The organism is Lysinibacillus sp. G4S2, from assembly GCF_030348505.1.
In the GTDB taxonomy this organism is placed as follows: domain Bacteria; phylum Bacillota; class Bacilli; order Bacillales_A; family Planococcaceae; genus Lysinibacillus.
The window spans coordinates 1,770,359-1,783,578 of the sequence record NZ_JAUCFJ010000002.1 but is presented as its reverse complement, the minus strand read 5'-3'; the positions used below and the strand labels follow the sequence as shown (position 1 = coordinate 1,783,578).

Here is a 13,220-nt window from a genome sequence, read left to right as displayed (position 1 = left end):
CCCTTCCTTTTAGGGTCATCACCATAACGTGTGGTTGATTTCCGTTCCGACTGGGCGCTTTGTTGCTGACGCTACGCTTTCGCACAGATAAAACATTTGCCGCTGACGCTTCGCTTTCGCGCAGAGCAGAGCTTCCTGGGGGCGTCCGATGAGCCGCTTCACTCGCGTTGCTCGCTCCAGGGTCTCATCTGTGACGCTGATCCCCAAGGAGTCGCCCAGTCGGAACGAAGGTCAACTTATATACATGTGGTGATGAGCCTCCTTTTAATCAAAATCAACAATTAATGGCTGTGAAATTCCTAAAAATATGCTCTTCTCCATAACGTAGAATTGATTTACTTCCATGATTTTCTAGCCACGGAAGTGTAGATTTGCAATGACTAAAAATATAATTTTTTTTGAATTGTAAGGAGAAGGATATTACTAAAAATACTTATGGTACTTAACCAAATGAGCCACTCAATTTGCGTGCTCCAAGACATCATTAGCAGCAAGAGACCTACGATAATAGATACATAATTTCCAGTGCGAGTAATTTTTGATTTCCGATGAAATTTTCCCTTAACGTCATTCGCAGATTTCTTTATTTCCTTTATTTTACGTTTCATCAGATAAACTTTTTCTTTGAACTTCTGCTCAGTTTCTTTTGCTTTTTGATAAAAAAACGGTGTGTCTCCTTTAATCATGACGCTCTTCATCTCCATATCGTCGTTTTAATAACTCCGTTAAAACTCTCTCTTGGAAGTCCGAAATCTTTTCTGGTTTCTCTATCTCCATATTTACCGTTTCTTCATATCCATCTAGTTCCTCACCATCAAAACGATAGAGTTTTTGCAATAATTTCCACAGTGTTTCAATTTCCTCTGCTGAGAAATCTTTAAAGATATCTGCTAAAAAGTAAGTAGACTTCTCTGAACAAGCAATTAAAGTCTGTTTACCTTCTGTGGTAATCTCAACATTAATTGATCTTTTATCTAATTTACTTGGTAGCGTTTGAACATATCCTTTTTTCACAAGACTTGTTATTAATTTGTTTGCGGTTTGCTTTGTTGTACCGAGCTTTTTAGCAATATTAACGAGTGTTGTATTTTCTATTGGTAAATGCGCTATGGCAATTAGAGCCATATGCTGTCTAGAAGTTAATACCTCTAAATATTCATCTCCTCTTATTTGGACTTTATTGACAACCGAAAACAATGTCGCATAACTTTGCTGCATAAAATGCAATTCCTTCAATAAATAATTAATATCCATCAATAGCACCTCTTTTTAGTCACCATGTTTACTAAAATAATATATATAACAAACTTCTAAATGTCAACATGGTGACTATTTATATTTTTTAAAAAGGACGAGATACGACACTAAATAGACCGGCTGTCGGTTTATAACATTATATGATATTCCTCCAAAAAAAGGAACTTACTTTAAACATTCCTCTTAAAAAAGCTACCAATATTCCTTTTTATAGTATATTATCTTTGTTGTTTCCTTTTATCGAAAAACTTGGCTCTTCACCAAAACGTGTGGTTGATTTCCGTTCCGACTGGCGCTTTGTTGCTGACGCTACGCTTTCGCACAGATAAAACATTTGCCGCTGACGCTTCGCTTTCGCGCAGAGCAGAGCTTCTGGGCGTCCGATGAGCCGCTTCACTCGCGTTGCTCGCTCCAGGGTCTCATCTGTGACGCTGATCGAGGGCACTGAAAAACTCATCAAAATTAAAATTTTTTAACTCAAAAAAATATCGAGCGCCATTTCATCCTTTTTAGGAAGGGTCGTCCGATTTCTTCATTATTCTTTGCTTTTTCGTTCATTAGTTTTAAAATTCTTCATATTCACGACAAATAGCGTTGCGGCTGCTTGTATTTGCATACCAAATAGACCCGTGGCGTTTGCTTGATTATACCCGTGTCTGTTTTTTATTTCACTATTCTTTGCTTCGATTTTATAGCGTTCTTTTGCCAATTGTTTAAGGATTCCGTTTCCTGAAACACTTCTTGTTCTATGTGTTCATTTGACAGAAGAGAAACTGAATAACTTTTTGTTTTCGCTCCTTCTTTATAACACCCTTCTTTTAAAGGACAAACTTTACATTTTTCATATCAAAGAAATATTTTAATTGTGTATTTTGCGTGGAATTCTTACGCTTTTTAATACTTTTACTCTTTGCTAAATGTCCAGCAGGGCACACATATAAATCGGCATCTTTATTAAACTCAAACTTACTTTCTTGCTTCCGTTGACCGTTCGTAATAACAGGATGTAGCCTTGAAATGAGTTGAATCTCTTTCTTTTTTGTGTATAATAAATTCTCTTTACCAGAATACGCTGTATCTCCAAGAATGGTGTTCACTTCTATGCCTGCTTGCTCACTCTTCTCTACTAGCTCTTGTAAATAATTCCTGTCACTTTTTTCACCTGTTGTTACAACTACTGCTGTTATAAGTCTTTCATCACTCATTGCCAAATGTGTTTTATAACCAAAGAAAGGATTCTTTAGATTTATAACCGACACGTGCATCAGGATCAGCTGAGTAATTTATTTTAAGCTCATAATCTTCAATAACTTCTTTGAGGACATTTACTTTTTCTTGTACACTTGGTATTTGAGCAATAGCCTTATTTTCTTCTATTATTTGAATGACTTGGTGACAATAGTCCACTTCTTTTGGATATCTTGAGAAGTCGGTTTAGTGGGAAATTTTGATTTCATTGTTTCACTCGAATTGATACAATGGCTTTTCGTACCTGTTTTGATTTCTCTTGTAAAACTCTTTCGGGGACTTCTGTTGGTAGCGTGCCTTCGTATGTGTTGCGTCTACAATCAATGTTTTACTTTTAAAACACCCTGTGCAATAGCTAGTTCTACGGTTTTGTGAATGAGTAAATCTAATAATTGGACATCTTGTAAACGTAATCGACGGAATTTTGTTAAAGAACTTGCCTCAATAACACCTTCTTCTGGTGCCATATCTAAAAATATTTAAAGGACATATCATATTTAGAACGTTCTACTACATCAACATCAGAAATATCATAAATTGCCTTAAGTAATAAATATTTGAACATACGAATAGGTGAAATAGCGTAACGACCATTATCTAGACAATATTTAGTCTCTAATCCTCTAAAACAAAAGTAAAATCAATTAATTCCTTCATTTGACGAAGCATATTATCTTTTGGCACAACTAAATCATAGATTGCCATATGAGGACTAAGAGCAAGCGTTTCTTGTTTGGAAAGCATAAAAAGCACCACCTAAAATGAACAGTATACTAATAATTATAGATGAAAGAAAAGGAAGTAGAGAAAAATTCGCTACTTCCTTTATCTAACCACTTTTCAGTGCCCTCGACGCTGATCCCCAAGGAGTCGCCCAGCCTCCACTACAATCAACTAATATACAGTTCATATATTTAAAAAAATGTCATCCACAACTTTTGGTGATGAGCCAAAATCTTGATTAAAAAGGTGATTGCGTGAATCGATATTTTCAATATTTGTTCCTTTGCCACAGATTACCAAGCCGATCTTTTTTTTATAAAGGTGTTCAATTTCCGTTTGTATTGGATATGTAATTGGCATTATATTGGCATTATTTAAAGTTTTACCTTTTTTTTATGCTTTTATTTTAACAATTCCCTTGATTATAGACGGAACGGGACAATTATTTAATAAATGGCTTAGTACTAACTATCGGAGATTAGTAACAGGGATACTAGGTGGAATAGGCATTGTTTTTATGTTTTTATACGCTGCCCTCTTATTTTGGAATCTAACTATGTATCTCTATAAAAAAGGGGAATATATTGGTTCATTAATTTTTAACTAAGGAGACTGAAAATGTTTTGTACATATTGCGCAGCCAATCTATCAGAGCATGCAGAAATTTGCCTAAATTGTGGTGTTAGAAAATTCAAAGTACATAATTACTGCCATAATTGCGGGAATGAATTAAATTCTTTTCAAGATAAGTGTACTTCATGCGGAATTATTTTAAGAAAATCTCCTAAGGGTACTCATCCACTAGCTCCCGCATTACTTACATTTCTAATACCTGGTGTAGGTCAAATCATTAATGATCAAGTATGGAAAGGGTTTCTTTGCTTATTTATATTTATGACTTCTGTTTTAATTTTTAATAATCTATTAATTCCATACATTATTGTTGGTTTACCCATTTTAATTGATGCTTATTTAATCGGGAAAAAATGCTATGAAGGAAAAGAAGTTGAAAAATGGGAATTCTTTTAATTTTCTTTAGGAGGTATAAAAAATGTTTTGTCCACACTGTAGTGAAGAAATAGCAGCACAAGCAGAAATTTGCCCAAAATGTGGTGTTCGTGTACAAAATACATCCTCAGAGGATAGACCAAATATAGCTATTAATATCCTTTCCTTTTGTTGTACACCGCTCTTAGGTATTATTATGTACTTTGTTTGGAAAGACAATAAGCCTAAAGCAGCTAAATCTGCTTTAATATGGGCTCTGATTGTAATCGGTGTATATGTAGTAGTAATGGTCGTATCTGGAATAATAGGATTTGTACTTGGTTCTATCGAAGAGAGTAATTATTAAAAAGAGGCTAGGAATTAGCTAGTAGAAATTTTAAAAAGCGCTAGATATCAATTTTAAAAACATTGATTTCTTGCGCTTTTTTATGTAAAATTTTCCCACATCGAAAATTCAAACTATTTACCCTTTATTTAATTAAAATTATACAATTGATATAAATCATAATAATCGTACTCGTACCTATCCTCATTACCTCCTCGTTTCATATTCAGTTCACAAAGACGTGCTATAGTAAGAAACATTAAAGATTCATATTTTTAGTTGTTGAAAATAAAGGATGTTTTTACGTTGCAGGAGACATCAAAAGATACTAGTAAACAAAAGGATTGGCGACGCTTTGTTCGCTTAGTCAAACAAGCTGAGCCACCAATATGGCTTTTAATAATCTCATTAATTATGAGTTTAACGACTACCGGCGTTGGATTTATCGTTCCGTTATTTACAAAAAAATTAGTGGATGGCTTTTCATTAGAATCCCTTGATTATTGGCAAATTATTTTGTTAGGTATTGCTTTTATCGTGCAGGCTATAGCGAGTGGGCTTTCCATTTATTATTTAAACCGTGTCGGACATCATGTTGTCGCGAAGTTAAGAGATCAGCTTTGGAGAAAGCTACTTCATTTACCAATTCCCTATTATGACGAAAACGATACAGGTGAAATATTAAGTCGTGTTACGAATGACACAGCTGTCGTCAAAGAACTCATTACAGAACATTATGGACCGTAGTTGGTGTATTTGTTCTCTTTACTTGCACTATTATTATCCGATCAATTTGGTCAATTAATACATGGTATCAACCATATGGCGGTCGAATTAGGCGAATTAGAAAGAATGAGACAAGAATTTATCTCGAATGTTTCTCATGAAATCCAGTCACCTCTAACATCTATTAATGGCTTTGCTAAAGCATTGAAAAACATGGACCTTCAAGAGGATAGCGTCAGCATTATTTAGAAATTATTGAAATGGAAAGTAATCGTTTATCGAAAATAAGTGACAATTTACTAAAGCTAACGTCATTAGAATCAAAACATCACCCCTTCGAGCCTAAGTACTACCGACTCGATAAGCAATTGCGCAATGTAGTGCTGGCACTTGAACCTAATTGGTTAGCTAAAAATATAGAGATGGATCTTCAATTCGAAAACATTTCGATAATGGCTGATGAAGACTTAATGAATCAAGTATGGATGAATTTACTTAGTAACAGCATTAAATTCACTCCAGCTACTGGCACAATTACACTATCTATAATGAAGCAAATGGATATGATCAATATTGCCGTTCACGATAATGGTATTGGTCTAACAGAAGAACAACAAAAGCATATATTCGAGCGATTTTATAAGGCTGACCAATCGCGGACAGCCGCTAATGGTGGAAGTGGCTTAGGGCTATCCATAGTCAAAAAAATTATCAATATGCATAACGGAACCGTTACTGTCGAAAGTCAGTTTGCTGAATATACAACATTTCTTGTTACACTGCCGCTGGAGGTAGATCCGACTCGTACAAACGAATAATAGATTTTTTCTTCGTCTGCACGGGTCTATTAAACAAGGAAACTAGTAAGCTACTTTTCTAAAATATTGATAAACTTTTTCAAGTTTTTTGCTTTGTCTCCCCTTTTTACTTTCCATATTGCCAAATTCAAAAAACTTTACTTGTTTAATGCCAACAAAATTAAATAACGCTCTTTTCATTAATATTTTATGCGCATTATTCAGCCATAATAGCGGATATTTTGTTGGCCCCTTCATTGTCGAAATACACACCACTGATTTTCCTTTTAGAAGCCCCTCCGGAAATAGTCCCTTTTTATCTTTATAAGCAAAATTGGCCGCAAATAATTGATCTATATACCCTAAAAGCATTGCTGGTGGCCTACCCCACCATATCGGATAAACAAAAACAATTTTATCAGCCCATCTAATTTGTTCTCGATATTTCTCAAGCTTTGGATCACGAAACATATCTCGACGGCGTTTATGTTCATGAAATACTAAAAGCGGATTAAATTGCTCCTCATATAAATCTACTAATTGAATCTCCTTAATAGAAGGATTATCATGACAGCCCTTAATAACCTCCTGTAAAAAAGCGTAATTCAAACTTTTATGATTGGGATATGTATAAATAATTAATGTGTTCATCAAGCAACCTCCATTACTTATCATTTGATAATAAAATAATAAACGACGTGATTTTAGTTGTCAAATGATAATTGTTTTAAGATAAGTTTTTTGTTATCTTGTCAGTAAGAGGTGATTAAGTTTGGACAAAAAAGAATTATTCAATCAGTTTGTAACATTTACAGCAGCCGTACACCAAGTAACGCATGAACTAACTCAAAACGTTAAAATCGATCATATTACACCTGTACAATATAAAACTCTAGAATATATTAAAGTAGGTCAGCCTGTTACACCTACAGAAATTAGTGATTGTCTGCATATGTCCTTACCTAATACAAGTCGTGAATTACGAAAATTACAGGAAAGAAAGTTTATTGAAAAAATTAGCGATACTGAGGATCGAAGAAAGCATTATGTTTGCCTTACAGAGGATGGAGAAAAAATAATGGAGGATGCATTCGCCTGTATAGAAGAGCGCTTTCAACAGCTTATTCAACATGCATCAAAGAAAGATTTAGAGGATATACATTATGCATTAAACATTCTTGACGAAAAAGTCTTTAATCCAAAGTTATAAAAAAGAACCTGCAATGCTTTTCTCTATAAGACAAGCATCGCAGGTTCTTTCACTATTTATTATATTGACATAGAAAGCGTTCCACACCCGGGTATTTCTCTCCTAGGCTAGTTATGAAAAAACCATAGCGTCGATAAAAATCTACAGCCTCATTATCCGTTTCAGCAACAATTGATGAGTACTTGCATGCGATAAAATTAATCATTTTACTGCCAATGTCTTTTCCTCTTTCATCAGCTAATACAGCAATATGCTTAATCTCACACTCTGATAAACTGATTCGTTCTATCCCGATACAACCGACTATTTCATCCTCAACTTCGAAGCTATATAAAGTTCTATTCGATAAAAGTATATATTTTTCATACTCTTGTTGAACTTTTTTATCCGACGTTGCAAATGAAAGTAGTTTTCTAATAACAGGAGAAATAGTGTTTGCTTGAACTATATTCACGACTTACCTCCTTTACATGTTGGTCGCAGGAATAACGACAGCATGACAAGCTTTTTCATAGAACTCGATCGGACCTGCCCCTCCAATAATTGCATATTCATACCCAATCTCATGCATATCTTTTAAACAATGATGAAGTAGAGAGTATCCTATCCCTTTTACTCGATTTGATTTTGCTACACCCATTGGGCCAAAATAACATTTCTTATTTTGATAAACGTCAAATGCAGCAAACCCAACTATATCTCCATTATTATCAAAAGCTATATATATGGAAGGTGTAGCACTTAAAAATCCACACTTAATCGTTTCTGACCACTCTTGCGAAAAATGACTTTCTACAAAATGAATTAGCTTGTCCTTATCATCACGATTGACTCTACGAATATTAGTAGAAATTGTATCTGGGAATTTATAATTGTGAAGATGAGTCACCAAATCTCTTGATGTGGTACCAAGCTTTAAAATCAATTTCATATCTTCTTCTGAAACGAATTTCTCCAGCATATTCGTCTTTATTAATGCTTTCAGTAAGTGACCTTCATTTACATAAACCTGATTATAGTTTTGCATATAGCTAGTTGCTTGTCTGAGTTTAGACCAGATTCATTAACTAAGTTTCTTAAAGAAGCTTCATCTATAGTACACTTTAATACTATTTCGCCAAGAACCCCCTCTTTTTCTTTTAAACAAGCAAGTAGAAAATGAATTGGTAGTAACACTTTATGTTGTGAAGAGGTAGCTTCTTTTTCCGCATTCTTTATGATCCTTAACATGCGATTTGTTAATTTTATAGTAGATGAATGCAAATACCTGACATCCTTTCATTTTGATTTTTTTCAACATCTCATGTTTATTTTACAGGAAAGAGTATCCATCAAGTTGAATATTTAAAATATTAGTACTTTATCAGATCATTAATCATGTTCTCTATTATAAATAAAATTGAAACTCTTAATTCGCCTTTCGCCAAAAATTAGGAAGTATATTTATTAAAATGAATGTTGAGTGGAGGCTGAGCGACTACTTGGGGATTAAGCGTCAAAGATGAGCATCGCGAGTGAAGCGGCTCATCGGACGTCCAGGAAGCTTTGCTCTGTGCAAAAGCGAAGTGTCAGCTACAAATGTTTTCTGTAGCGAAAGCAGAGCGTCAGCTACAAATGTTTTCTGTAGCGAAAGCAGAGCGTCAGCTACAAATGTTTTCTGTAGCGAAAGCAGAGCGTCAGCTACAAAGCGCCCAGCCGCAATGAAAATCAACCCCACGTTATTGTGATGAGCCTATTAAGTCGAAATCCCCCTTATTTTCGCTATTTAGAAAACATTATTATCGATACATCGTCACTCATCTGCACTTTTTTTAATAATATAAAGATGTATAGAAGGAGGAGACTCAAGTGGAAGTAGTAGACAAGAAGTGGATAGAAGAACATTTTGAAACACTTCCATTATGGCAACAGTCAGCATATACAGACTTCGCTGCCATGGTTGCAAATGAAGCAAATGCTTTCCCCTGTATCCCAGCTAGAATAGGTTTTTTATCAAACCATCTTCGTTATAGTTTTATCGGAGATCCACGGGAGGAACAATCGATAAAGGCGTTAGCACAATGCTTAAAAGAATACGATAAGTGCTCGAAAACATTTGGAAAATATACAACCCACGCCATTTTCTTTAAAACCCCTGACGATATGCTGAAACACTTCGATGTTGAGGAATATAGAAATTTATTTTGGTCAATTTTAAACAATTTAACTAAATTTGATGATGTCGATTGGCCGGAGGAAATTCCAACTGATCCATTGCATCAACAATGGGAATTTTGTTTTAACGGTGAGCCTTATTTTATATCTTGTGCAACGCCCGCCCACAAATTGCGAAAGAGTCGTCATTTTTCTACGCTATTAATGGCATTTCAGCCTCGCTGGATATTTGAAGAAATAAATGACTCTACTGTATTTGGTCGAAAATTAAAAAAACTAATTCGCCAACGCATTTCTGAATATGATGCCATTCCAGCTCATCCTGATTTAAAATGGTATGGGCAAGAAGATAGTTATGAATGGAAGCAATATTTTTTAAGTGATGATCATCGTAGCCCAACTAAATGTCCTTTTTTACGTCTGCAAAATTCTCTAATCTTTCCAAAGAACGAAGAATATTAAACTTGCTTACCGTGTTTTTGCCTTTTCATTACAATCCAAGTTGCAATTCCTATGATGATGATAAAAAGCAGGCTCACGAAAAAACCGAGTCTGCTTGTTTTTTCCCCTAACGTTCCAGACACTGTCACCACAATGAGTAATATCCCAAAACCATTTTTTACATGCTCCCACTTCGATAGCTCCATTAGCTTCGCATATGTTACTAAAATAAAGAGCCAGTTATAAATTAGCATTAGGCCTGCAGCTGTCATCAAATATTCAAAAATTCTTTCTGGCATGAGGAAACCAATAACAATTGTAATGATTAAACCACTGGCCAAAAAGAGAAAAGCAGGAAACGGAACCTTCATTTTTCCTTTTTTAGCAAGTGAAGCAGGGGCATCATGATCCTCTGCCAATGTTATGAGAATCGTTACGACCGCGTATAAAGAGGCTACCATTGTTGAAAAACCGGCAATAATTAATATGCCATTAAATACGTCTGCAAAAAAAGGTAAATGATAGTCACGAAGAGCTGTAATAAATGGACTTTCCTCAATATTAAAATCCTTCCATGAAACAAGCGTCAATGCAAGCATAATAGCCATTATAAAAATGATAGTTATAACAATAAGCATCACTTTTCCAGCTTTCGGTGCTTCTTGAGGATTTTTTAAATCAATGACCATTAAACCCATAACCTCAATTCCTCCAAATGCATAAAAGGCATACAGCAACCCAAGCCAAATTCCTTTCACACCCTGTGAGAAAAATTCTTCATAATTTGCGTGCATTGCATCGAGTGAAGTTGTTTCCGTATTAAATCCTTTTATTATTAATAGAACCGCTACTATAATAAACATTACAACCGCCGCTGCCTTTAACGCACCAAAAATATTTTGAAAGTTTTCAAAGCCCTTCATACCAGTAAGAATAACAGCTAATCCAAGCGCAGCATAAATAGATGCAGCAACCCATAATGGAAGCGTCGGAAACCAAAGCCTTGTAAAAATACCAAGTGCCATCAATTGACTGCCCATAATAAGCATCTCAGAAATCAAGTAAATCCAACCATTACTAAATCCTGCCCATTTTCCAAAAGCTTGCTTTGCATAAGTACGGAATGATCCCTTATCTGGATTGTCAACTGACATCTTAACAAGAGCATCATAGACAATGTACGTAGCAATCGCCGCTAACAAAAAAGGAATCACAACAGCAGGACCACTTTTATGAATGGCCATACTTGTCCCAAGAAAAAATCCTGTTCCTAGTGTACAACCTATACCGAGAAGCGAAAGCTGCCACCAAGACAACCTCCCTTTACTTGTTTTAGATGTCATGTTGATTCAACCCTCCTGCCCTTTGTTATTTTCTTACCAACGGCAATGTCATACAACGAATGCCACCACCGCCTTTTTCAAGCTCTGAGACTTCAATTTCTATCAAATTCTTTTTTTGTAATTGTGGATGATTCGTAAATTGCTTTTTCGTTGCTTGCTTACTAATCAACAGCGTTTCAGGATCAAGGTTTATAAAGTTAATGTCAGGAATTGTATTATATTTTTCAAGCCAGTAAACATCAAAACCATGGTGATTTAAAAATTGCTCAGTCATTTCAAAACGACTTGTTTGAGCTGTGAACACTTGTACAGGAAAATAGCGCATAAAGTTTTTAGCTATTACTAGATTTGTGTTCGCAACATTACAATTCATATCTAAATGAAGTGTATCGGAGCGTCTGGGCAAATCAATAATCGCAATCTCCGAAAATCCTTCTTGGAAGATTCGTTCCTTAATACTTTCCACAGCCTCTAATGTTGTTCTCATTCCAAGATTAATAAGCACGGCATCCTTATTTAGGATCATTACATCTCCACATTCTAAAGCAGTAGAAGGTTGCTTATTAAATTTTTCTGGAAACCACTTTTCTAATAAAGAGTGAGCATGTGGATATTCTGGACGCCTTAACGAGCTACCTGCCTCTCCAAGGAAAATACTATTTCCTAAAACACAGGCTAGATCGCGTATAAAGTACCTATTAATAAGCTGCTCACTTACTGTTTCCACATCATTTGGTAGCTCTTTCGAATAGTCAATAACCATGACACCCACATTTTCTAGCGTTGTCTTTAATTCCATGAAATTCTCCATTGCTTTTACATGATTGACAGTAGCACTCCACCCTACATTTTCAGCTATTGTCAAATCTGGCACATCTAATTTTGAAGGTGCACAAAGTATAACAACCTTAAGTTCATCATGCTCGGACCAACAATTTGGTTGAAATGAGTACAAATAGATTCTCCCCTTTTTGAATGACTATCTCGGCTTAGCGTTACCATCAAAACTGGGATTATACAGACAATGTGTAAATGGAGATCAGCATGATTAAAATTCAAAGGAGGAAATCCCTGGTGATTGTGTAATTAAAACAATAACAGATAAATTTATTCAATTAGAAATGAGTGAATCAATGGAATACTATAAATTTTTACGACAATATGTTGGGCACCAACCAATTATTTTGCCAGGTTCTGTTGTAATAATTTTAAATAATGAAAATGAGGTATTATTGCAAAAAAGATACGATGGCAGTTGGGGGCTTCCGGGTGGTTTGATGGAATTAGGGGAAAGCTTAGAAGATACAGCAAAAAGAGAAGTGTTAGAAGAAACAGGTTTGGTTATTGAAGACTTAAAGTTATTAGGTATTTTTTCGGGTCCAGATTATTACCTTAAAGTTTCTAATGGAGATGAATTCTACTCCGTTACAGCCGTTTATTATACAAGAAATATTAAAGGTAATTTAGTCATTGATTATAACGAATCAGAGACAATGCAATATTTCTCATTGTTAAAATTACCAGATGGAATAGATTGTAGATATATTGAACCGTATAAAACAAAGTTAGGCTCTACACCATAACGTGTGGTTGATTTCTTTGATAGAAAGAGCTTGTTTTTCGATAAAAACCCAAAAAGTTTCGATAAAATGAGATTTTGTTTCGATAAAAGCTCAAATAGTTTCGATAAAGAGCGATTTTGTTTCGATAAATCTTCAAAGTCTTCCTATTTTTTGGCTCTTCGGTAAAAAACGAGGGGGTGATTTCTGTTCCAACTGGCACTTTGTTGCTGCTGCTTCGCTTTCACTACAGAAAACATTTGTTGTTGCTGTCGCTACAGCCGGAACGAAGATCAACTAATATATGGCATATATTTTAACAAATGTCATCCACAACTTTTGGTGATGAACACAAAGTTAGTTAAAATATAGAGAGAAAACTTATGATTAATTTTCTCTCATAGAATGTTGAAAAGTTGTTGAAACTCT

General features: G+C 35.0%; 18 protein-coding genes and 2 pseudogenes. 9 read left to right on the top strand and 11 right to left on the bottom strand.

Annotated elements, in window-relative coordinates; genetic code table 11:
- Positions 1-18: 18 nt before the first annotated feature.
- The 5 genes and pseudogenes from QUF91_RS09085 to QUF91_RS09065 all read right to left on the bottom strand — a co-directional run bounded on the left by QUF91_RS09085 (position 19) and on the right by QUF91_RS09065 (position 3,249).
- Positions 19-207 carry a hypothetical protein gene (locus QUF91_RS09085; RefSeq protein WP_289417575.1) on the bottom strand — a complete coding sequence of 63 codons (189 nt, stop codon included), beginning with the start codon at positions 205-207 and terminating at the stop codon, positions 19-21.
- Between the two features lie 173 nt (positions 208-380).
- A complete protein-coding gene (locus tag QUF91_RS09080; RefSeq protein ID WP_289417574.1) occupies positions 381-686 on the bottom strand; it encodes a hypothetical protein in 306 nt (101 codons plus the stop codon).
- Positions 679-1,254, bottom strand: coding sequence for a MarR family winged helix-turn-helix transcriptional regulator (locus QUF91_RS09075; RefSeq protein ID WP_289417573.1), 576 nt, complete (start codon positions 1,252-1,254; stop codon positions 679-681). Before QUF91_RS09075 ends, QUF91_RS09080 begins: the two co-directional genes overlap by 8 nt.
- A gap of 211 nt (positions 1,255-1,465) precedes the next feature.
- Complete coding sequence (locus QUF91_RS09070) at positions 1,466-1,702, bottom strand: hypothetical protein (RefSeq protein WP_289417572.1); 237 nt, start codon at positions 1,700-1,702, stop codon at positions 1,466-1,468.
- Between the two features lie 90 nt (positions 1,703-1,792).
- A pseudogene (locus tag QUF91_RS09065) lies at positions 1,793-3,249 on the bottom strand (IS1182 family transposase).
- A gap of 307 nt (positions 3,250-3,556) precedes the next feature.
- Here QUF91_RS09065 and QUF91_RS28100 point away from each other — a divergent pair.
- The 5 genes and pseudogenes from QUF91_RS28100 to QUF91_RS09045 all read left to right on the top strand — a co-directional run.
- The gene (locus QUF91_RS28100; protein ID WP_353957867.1) at positions 3,557-3,835 is read left to right on the top strand and encodes a DUF2085 domain-containing protein; all 279 of its coding nucleotides are present in this window, start codon (positions 3,557-3,559) and stop codon (positions 3,833-3,835) included.
- 11 nt (positions 3,836-3,846) lie between these two features.
- Positions 3,847-4,257 carry a zinc ribbon domain-containing protein gene (locus QUF91_RS09060; RefSeq protein ID WP_285396780.1) on the top strand — a complete coding sequence of 137 codons (411 nt, stop codon included), beginning with the start codon at positions 3,847-3,849 and terminating at the stop codon, positions 4,255-4,257.
- Positions 4,258-4,279: 22 nt separating this feature from the next.
- Positions 4,280-4,582, top strand: coding sequence for a zinc-ribbon domain-containing protein (locus QUF91_RS09055; RefSeq protein ID WP_285396781.1), 303 nt, complete (start codon positions 4,280-4,282; stop codon positions 4,580-4,582).
- Between the two features lie 285 nt (positions 4,583-4,867).
- Positions 4,868-5,308 carry an ABC transporter transmembrane domain-containing protein gene (locus QUF91_RS09050; protein ID WP_285396782.1) on the top strand — a complete coding sequence of 147 codons (441 nt, stop codon included), beginning with the start codon at positions 4,868-4,870 and terminating at the stop codon, positions 5,306-5,308.
- Between the two features lie 39 nt (positions 5,309-5,347).
- A pseudogene (locus QUF91_RS09045) lies at positions 5,348-6,105 on the top strand (sensor histidine kinase); the annotation flags it as partial.
- Positions 6,106-6,147: 42 nt separating this feature from the next.
- On the opposite strand, the gene QUF91_RS09040 reads toward QUF91_RS09045, so the two are convergent.
- A complete protein-coding gene (locus QUF91_RS09040; protein ID WP_289417571.1) occupies positions 6,148-6,735 on the bottom strand; it encodes an NAD(P)H-dependent oxidoreductase in 588 nt (195 codons plus the stop codon).
- Between the two features lie 121 nt (positions 6,736-6,856).
- On the opposite strand from QUF91_RS09040, the gene QUF91_RS09035 reads away from it, so the two are divergent.
- Positions 6,857-7,294 carry a MarR family winged helix-turn-helix transcriptional regulator gene (locus QUF91_RS09035; RefSeq protein WP_285396786.1) on the top strand — a complete coding sequence of 146 codons (438 nt, stop codon included), beginning with the start codon at positions 6,857-6,859 and terminating at the stop codon, positions 7,292-7,294.
- Positions 7,295-7,346: 52 nt separating this feature from the next.
- Here QUF91_RS09035 and QUF91_RS09030 read toward each other — a convergent pair whose 3' ends face one another.
- The 3 genes from QUF91_RS09030 to QUF91_RS09020 are packed head-to-tail and all read right to left on the bottom strand — an operon-like array spanning position 7,347 to position 8,557.
- On the bottom strand, positions 7,347-7,748 hold the full coding sequence (locus tag QUF91_RS09030) for a GNAT family N-acetyltransferase (protein WP_285396787.1): 402 nt from the start codon (positions 7,746-7,748) through the stop codon (positions 7,347-7,349).
- Between the two features lie 12 nt (positions 7,749-7,760).
- Positions 7,761-8,321, bottom strand: a complete 561-nt coding sequence (locus QUF91_RS09025) for a GNAT family N-acetyltransferase (RefSeq protein ID WP_289417570.1) — start codon at positions 8,319-8,321, stop codon at positions 7,761-7,763.
- Positions 8,294-8,557, bottom strand: coding sequence for a Clp protease N-terminal domain-containing protein (locus QUF91_RS09020; protein ID WP_289417569.1), 264 nt, complete (start codon positions 8,555-8,557; stop codon positions 8,294-8,296). Before QUF91_RS09020 ends, QUF91_RS09025 begins: the two co-directional genes overlap by 28 nt.
- A gap of 282 nt (positions 8,558-8,839) precedes the next feature.
- Here QUF91_RS09020 and QUF91_RS09015 point away from each other — a divergent pair, with 282 nt between their 5' ends.
- Positions 8,840-8,998 carry a hypothetical protein gene (locus tag QUF91_RS09015; protein ID WP_289417568.1) on the top strand — a complete coding sequence of 53 codons (159 nt, stop codon included), beginning with the start codon at positions 8,840-8,842 and terminating at the stop codon, positions 8,996-8,998.
- A gap of 144 nt (positions 8,999-9,142) precedes the next feature.
- Positions 9,143-9,910 carry a YqcI/YcgG family protein gene (locus QUF91_RS09010; RefSeq protein ID WP_289417567.1) on the top strand — a complete coding sequence of 256 codons (768 nt, stop codon included), beginning with the start codon at positions 9,143-9,145 and terminating at the stop codon, positions 9,908-9,910.
- On the opposite strand, the gene QUF91_RS09005 is transcribed toward QUF91_RS09010, so the two are convergent.
- Entirely contained in the window at positions 9,907-11,232 is a 1,326-nt protein-coding gene (locus QUF91_RS09005; protein ID WP_289417566.1) for an amino acid permease, read from the bottom strand. The genes QUF91_RS09010 and QUF91_RS09005 overlap by 4 nt on opposite strands.
- 25 nt (positions 11,233-11,257) lie before the next feature.
- Positions 11,258-12,187: an arginine deiminase family protein gene (locus tag QUF91_RS09000; protein ID WP_289417565.1), complete on the bottom strand. Its 930-nt coding sequence runs from the start codon at positions 12,185-12,187 to the stop codon at positions 11,258-11,260.
- A 178-nt stretch (positions 12,188-12,365) separates the two neighbouring features.
- Between QUF91_RS09000 and QUF91_RS08995 the strand changes: the two genes are divergently transcribed.
- Entirely contained in the window at positions 12,366-12,815 is a 450-nt protein-coding gene (locus tag QUF91_RS08995; RefSeq protein WP_285396793.1) for an NUDIX hydrolase, read from the top strand.
- Positions 12,816-13,220: the final 405 nt, after the last annotated feature.

What these genes read in the sequence shown, in the direction of transcription:
- QUF91_RS09040 (WP_289417571.1), bottom strand. Translation starts at nt 6,735, where the DNA reads ATGAACACATTAATTATTTATACATATCCCAATCATAAAAGTTTGAAT.
- QUF91_RS09060 (WP_285396780.1), top strand. Translation starts at nt 3,847, where the DNA reads ATGTTTTGTACATATTGCGCAGCCAATCTATCAGAGCATGCAGAAATT.
- QUF91_RS08995 (WP_285396793.1), top strand. Translation starts at nt 12,366, where the DNA reads ATGGAATACTATAAATTTTTACGACAATATGTTGGGCACCAACCAATT.
- QUF91_RS09055 (WP_285396781.1), top strand. Translation starts at nt 4,280, where the DNA reads ATGTTTTGTCCACACTGTAGTGAAGAAATAGCAGCACAAGCAGAAATT.
- QUF91_RS09005 (WP_289417566.1), bottom strand. Translation starts at nt 11,232, where the DNA reads ATGACATCTAAAACAAGTAAAGGGAGGTTGTCTTGGTGGCAGCTTTCG.
- QUF91_RS09025 (WP_289417570.1), bottom strand. Translation starts at nt 8,321, where the DNA reads ATGCAAAACTATAATCAGGTTTATGTAAATGAAGGTCACTTACTGAAA.
- QUF91_RS09075 (WP_289417573.1), bottom strand. Translation starts at nt 1,254, where the DNA reads ATGGATATTAATTATTTATTGAAGGAATTGCATTTTATGCAGCAAAGT.
- QUF91_RS09080 (WP_289417574.1), bottom strand. Translation starts at nt 686, where the DNA reads ATGATTAAAGGAGACACACCGTTTTTTTATCAAAAAGCAAAAGAAACT.